The sequence below is a fragment of the Kitasatospora sp. NPDC059722 genome, assembly GCF_042733235.1.
In the GTDB taxonomy this organism is placed as follows: Bacteria; Actinomycetota; Actinomycetes; order Streptomycetales; family Streptomycetaceae; genus Kitasatospora.
In genome coordinates this window covers 2,148-6,191 of the sequence record NZ_JBHWGD010000123.1, presented here as the reverse complement: position 1 = coordinate 6,191, position 4,044 = coordinate 2,148, and the positions used below count along the sequence as shown (strand labels likewise).

At 73.2% G+C, this 4,044-nt stretch carries 4 protein-coding genes; 1 reads left to right on the top strand and 3 read right to left on the bottom strand.

Annotated features, from left to right (window positions below; all coding sequences use genetic code 11):
• Positions 1–161: 161 nt before the first annotated feature.
• From ACFV4F_RS38780 to ACFV4F_RS38770, 3 genes are all read right to left on the bottom strand, one after another.
• Positions 162–836 carry a response regulator gene (locus tag ACFV4F_RS38780; RefSeq protein ID WP_380490483.1) on the bottom strand — a complete coding sequence of 225 codons (675 nt, stop codon included), beginning with the start codon at positions 834–836 and terminating at the stop codon, positions 162–164.
• Between the two features lie 14 nt (positions 837–850).
• The gene (locus ACFV4F_RS38775; RefSeq protein WP_380509924.1) at positions 851–2,119 is read right to left on the bottom strand and encodes a sensor histidine kinase; all 1,269 of its coding nucleotides are present in this window, start codon (positions 2,117–2,119) and stop codon (positions 851–853) included.
• A 147-nt stretch (positions 2,120–2,266) separates the two neighbouring features.
• Entirely contained in the window at positions 2,267–2,974 is a 708-nt protein-coding gene (locus tag ACFV4F_RS38770; protein ID WP_380509921.1) for an SDR family oxidoreductase, read from the bottom strand.
• Positions 2,975–3,075: 101 nt separating this feature from the next.
• Here ACFV4F_RS38770 and ACFV4F_RS38765 point away from each other — a divergent pair, with 101 nt between their 5' ends.
• The gene (locus tag ACFV4F_RS38765) at positions 3,076–3,927 is read left to right on the top strand and encodes a helix-turn-helix transcriptional regulator (protein WP_380509918.1); all 852 of its coding nucleotides are present in this window, start codon (positions 3,076–3,078) and stop codon (positions 3,925–3,927) included.
• The last annotated feature ends 117 nt before the right edge of the window (positions 3,928–4,044 follow it).

Below are 4,044 nucleotides of genomic sequence, written 5' to 3'. Positions count from 1 at the left end.
CTCCACCGGGTCGTACGGGGGGCTGACCAACGCGCCGGACCCCCGGCGCAAACGAGTCCGGCGGTGGTGGCCCCAGGGACCGGTCCGAACGTCGAACGCGCCCAGGCCGAGCTGCGCGTCCTGCTCGTCCCGGACTCCGAGACTCCGTACCGCGGGCGGGCCTATCCCGGGAGGGCGCGCCGCGGGGTGATCAGGCCGCTCTCGTAGGCGAGGACGACGGCCTGGGCGCGGCTGGAGATGCCCACCTTGGTCATGATGCGGTTGAGGTGGGTCTTCACCGTGCCGACGGTCACCGCCAGTTCGTCGGCGATCTCGGAGTTGCCGAGGCCCGCGCCGACGAGTTGCAGCACGTCGAGTTCGCGCGCGGTGAGCGGATCCAACTCCGTTGGCGCGTCGGCTTCCTGGCCGATCCGGTGGGCGTACGCCTCGATCAGGCGGCAGGTGACGCTGGGGGCGAAGAGCATGTCGCCGCCGGCGACGACCTCGATCGCGGTGAGCAGCCGCTCCGGCGGGGTCTCCTTGAGCAGGAAGCCGCTGGCGCCGACCCGCAGGGCCCCGTAGACGTACTCGTCGAGGTCGAACGTGGTCAGGACGAGGACTCTGGGCAACGGATCCGCGGCCTGCGCGAGGATCCGTTCGGTGGCGGTGATGCCGTCGACGTCCGGCATCCGGATGTCCATCAGGACCACGTCGGGCCGTAATCGGGCCGCGAGCGCGATGGCCTGTTCCCCGTCGGCGGCCTGTCCGCACACGTCGAGGCCGGGCGCCGCGTGGATCAGGGCGGCCAGCCCGGCCCGCACGAGGATCTGGTCGTCCACCACGAGCACGGTGGTCATGCGCCGGTTCTCCCCTACCCGCGATCGGGGCCGCCCCCCGCGGACCCGGCGCCCGGTCCCGGCAGGGTGAACACCACCTCGAACCCCCCGTCGGGCAGCGAGCCCGCACGCAACATACCACCGTGGGCCTCGACCCGTTCGCGCATGCCGATGAGCCCGTGACCGCCGCTGACGCCGGGCGGGACGGGCGCGCCGCCGCGGGCCGTCGGGCCGCCGTCGCGGACGCCGACCGACAGCCGGCCGGGCCGGTAGTCCAGGGACAGTCGCACGTCGGCCGGGCCGGCGTGCTTCAGCACGTTGGTGAGCGCCTCCTGCACGACCCGGTAGGCGCCGAGGTCCGGGCCGGGTGCGAGCGGGTACGGCTCGCCGGCCACCGTCAGCTCGACGGTCAGCCCGGCCGCCTCGACCCGCTCGATCAGCGCCGGCAACCGGGCCAGCCCCGGCGCGGGCTCCTCCGGCCGCCCGCTCCCGCCGTCCGGTTCCTCGGGCGGCACCCGCAGGACGTGGAGGAGTCCGCGCATCTCCTCCAGGGCCTCCCGGCTGCTGCCCGCGATCGTGTCGAGGGCCGAGCGTGCCGTGGTGGGATCGCTCTCGAACACGTAGCCCGCCAGACCGGCCTGCACCGCGACGACCGAGATGTGATGGGCAATCACATCGTGCAGCTCGCGGGCGATCCGCAGCCGTTCCTCGGTCAGCGCGTGCCGCATCCTGGCGGCCTGCTCGTGCTGCAACCGCAAGGTCAGTGCGGCGAGTTGGAGGTTCCGCTCGCCCAGGATCCGCAGCGTCAGGCCGAACGCCCAGGCCGTCCCGACCCCGAGCACCACCTGGGCGAGCGCCACGTCCGGGGAGACCACCTTCGTGGCCATCGCGCTGCACAGCCAGACGGGCGCCGCGAAACAGGCGCCGGCCACCGAGGTACGGGTCGGACGCCGGGCGGCGAGGGTGAAGACGGCGAACAGCGGCGCCCAGATGTTGGCCGACGGCTGGTACCCGCCGACGGTGTAGGCCAGAAGCGCCGCGCACGAGACCAGCAGGACACCCACCGGGGCGAGGCGGCGGACGGCCAGCGGCAGGTTGACCACCAGGCAGAGGGCGGCGGCGGTCCGGTCGAACGGCGGCCAGCCCGGCGGGTGGTACTGGTAGGCGAACGACAGCGTGGCGGCGGCCAGGATCAGGGCCAGCAGCGCGTCGATGACGCACCGGTGCGTCTCGGTCAGCCACGCCGGCCGCCCCGGAGGCCCCGGAAGCGCCTTGACCGGGGACAGGGGCACGTCTGTCTGCATCCGGGCAGCCTAACGACACTGCCATGGGCGGGGGTTGACGGCATGGGCTCGGCCCGGAGGCGGAGTCCCAAGGTGCGGGCTGGAGCACACGCTCCTGCAGGGCGAAGACGTGATCGTCGGCCGGGGCCGCCGTCGGGGGTGGGGCGGTTACCAGGGCAGCGGGCCTTCGGCGTCGGTGTAGGTGCCGGTGGGGCCGTCCGGGGTGAGGCCGGCCATGCGGACGATGATCTCGGCACCCTGTTCGACGGTCTGGATGCCGGTGTTGCCGTTGAGGTCCGTCTTGGTGAAGCCGGGCTCGACGGCGTTGATGCGCATGTGCGGGAACGCCTTGGCGTACTGCACGGTGATCATGTTGACGGCGGCCTTGGAAGCCGGGTAGGCGACGCCGGGGTACGCGTAGGTGGGGGTGCCGGCGGTGGTGACGCGGGTGAGCGAGGCCAGGCCGCTGCTGAGGTTCACGATGACGGGGGCGGCGGAGCGCTGCAGCAGCGGGAGGAACGCATGGGTGACGCGTACCGTGCCGAAGACGTTGGTCTCGAACGTGCTCCGCATCAGGTCTGCGGTGACGTCCGGCGCACCGATGATGCCGTTGTCCTCGGCCCGCTCCTCCACGCCGGCGTTGTTGACCAGCACGTCCAGGCCGCCGTCGGCCTCGACGGTCCTCGCCGCCGCGGCGACCGAGGCGTCGTCGGTGATGTCGATGACGACCGGCCGCGCGCCCAACCGCTCGGCGGCGCGACGCCCGCGCTCGGGGTCCCGGCTGCCGATGTACACGGTGTGGCCTGCGGCGATGAGTCGACGGGCGGTCTCGAAGCCGAGCCCCTTGTTCGCTCCGGTGATCAGTGTCGTGGTCATGCCTCCACGATGCTGCGCGGCGATGCCGTCAGCCAGGCGTCCGGTCTTCCTGGGACTGCCGGTACCAGGCACCCGTGGGCGGGACGGTGCACAGTGGTGGCATGGCGACCACGGAGTTCGGGCGGACGGTGCGGCGCTGGCGTGACCGGGTCCCGCCGGAGGCGGCCGGCCTGCCGACGGGCGGCCATCGGCGCGCGGCCGGACTGCGCCGGGAGGAGCTGGCGCTGCTGGCCGGGATCTCGGTCGACTATGTCACCCGCCTCGAACAGGGCCGGGCGGCCAACCCGTCGGAGCAGGTCGTCGAGGCGCTGGGGCGGGCGCTGCGACTGAACGCGGAGGAACGTGAGCATCTGTTCCGGGTCGCCGGGCTGGTAGCACCGGGACGCGGCACGGTGCCCGCCTACATCACGGCGAGCGTGCAACGGATGCTGGACCGGCTGACCGGCACACCCGTCGCGGTCTACGACGCGGCGTGGACGCTGCTGCTGGCCAATCCGCTCTACACCGCGCTGATGGGTGAACGGCACGGCAAGGAGCACAACGGGGCGTGGCGGAACTTCCTCGGCTCGGGCAGCCGGGTCCGCCACACGCCGGAATCCCGGCAGGCGTTGGAGACCGCGGTCGTCTCCGACCTGCGGGCGGCGGCGAGCCGCTACCCGGCGGATCTGCGGCTGCGGCGTCTGATCGCCGATCTGCGCGGCAACAGCGAGCGGTTCGCCGAGCTGTGGGACTCCGGCGCGGTGGGACACCAGGAGGCCTCGCGCAAGACCATCGACCACCCGCAGGTGGGATCGCTGACGCTGGACTGCGACGTGCTCAGCGTCGCGGGCAGCGATCTGCGGATCATGGTCTACACGGCCGAACCCGGCACCGAGGACGCCGAACGGCTGGCGCTGCTGGCGGTGATCGGCACGCAGGCACTCGTGAAGGTCGCCGGCGAGGGCGTCGGGTGAAACCTGACACCGGCGCCGGGCCCGACCGCCGTGGCATCGGCGCTCAGCACCGCCGGCTTGCCCGCCCCGGCACCAAGAGCACCGGGGTCCGGCACGCGCAGGCCGGGCGCGGGCTCC